The organism is Empedobacter sp. GD03865, from assembly GCF_029840775.1.
Classification (GTDB): Bacteria; Bacteroidota; Bacteroidia; order Flavobacteriales; family Weeksellaceae; genus Empedobacter; species Empedobacter falsenii_B.
Genome location: NZ_JAOCDF010000072.1, coordinates 1 through 1224, shown reverse-complemented (window position 1 = coordinate 1224; position 1224 = coordinate 1). Strand labels below are relative to the sequence as shown.

The 1224-nt window shown below is 25.9% G+C and carries 2 protein-coding genes; both read left to right on the top strand.

Going from position 1 to position 1224, the window contains the following annotated elements:
• Window positions 1-783 (top strand): histidine kinase (locus N5D46_RS14660; protein WP_280050441.1); only part of this gene is annotated, 783 nt, incomplete at its 5' end.
• Window positions 780-1224: response regulator (locus tag N5D46_RS14655; protein WP_280050440.1), on the top strand; the 445-nt coding region annotated here is incomplete at its 3' end. The genes N5D46_RS14660 and N5D46_RS14655, both read left to right, overlap by 4 nt.

Sequence of the window (1224 nt, the reverse complement as noted above, 5' to 3'; positions counted from 1 at the left end):
AATATTATTGGTCAATCATTAGATATGTTTTTTGAAAAATATAGAATAGCTAATCCTAGACATTTTGGTGAAAACATAAGGAGAAGTTATGAAGGGCTTATAGTTGTTGTGCCAATTATTATGATGACAACTACCTTAAAACTTTTTCAGAAATGGATTGAAGATAATAGACAAATATCTGAACTGAAAAATTTGACATTTTCAATGGAGATAAATGAATTAAAAAATCAAATCAACCCACATTTTTTATTCAATATGTTGAATAATGTAAAAGCATTAATCAGAAAAGATCCTGAAATAGCGACAGATGTTATTATGAAACTTTCAGATTTTTTAAGATATCAATTATATGAAAATAATGAAGAAAAAACACCTGTTTCTTCAGAGTTGAAATTTTTAGCTAATTTTTTAGATTTAGAGAAAATTCGTCAAGAAAATTTAAATGTAGTTATAGAGACTGAAGCGAATAAAAGCGAATTAAATTCTACTTACATTCCGCCCAATTTATTTACAACATTTGTAGAAAATGCTATAAAGCATAGTGTTAATTTAAATGGAGAAGCAACTTATATAAAGGTAAAAGTTTCGATTATTGATAATCATTTACACTTTGTTTGTTTAAATTCTTTAGATCCTAATTACATCATTCCTAATAATAAATTTAAAGGTTTAGGGCTTCCAAATATTACAAGAAGATTAGAACTTTTGTACGGAAAAATGTATACTTTAAATATAGAATCTACAAAAGATGAATATGTTGTTAACTTAATAATTCCAATATGAATTGTATTATAATTGATGATGAGCCTTTGGCAAGAGAAGAAATGGAGTTATTAATAAACGAAGTTTCTGAATTAGAAATTCTAGGTAAGTTTCCGAATGCAGCTTTAGCTTCAAAATTTTTAAGTACAACACAACCAGATGTTATATTTCTTGACATAGAAATGCCATTAATTAATGGGATAGAGTTTGCGCAAAGTGTACCTAGAAATACTTTAATAATTTTTACAACCGCTTATTCAAGATACGCAATAGATAGTTATGAATTAGATGCTATCGATTATTTGTTAAAGCCAATTGATAAAAAGCGTTTAGAAAAAGCAATAAATAAGGCGACGTTTTTTTATAATTTCCTTTCTAATAAAAAGGTTGAAGAAAATACTGTTGAAGAGAATGATGATAATTTTTTATTTATAAAAGCCGATAGAAAACAATATAAAATAA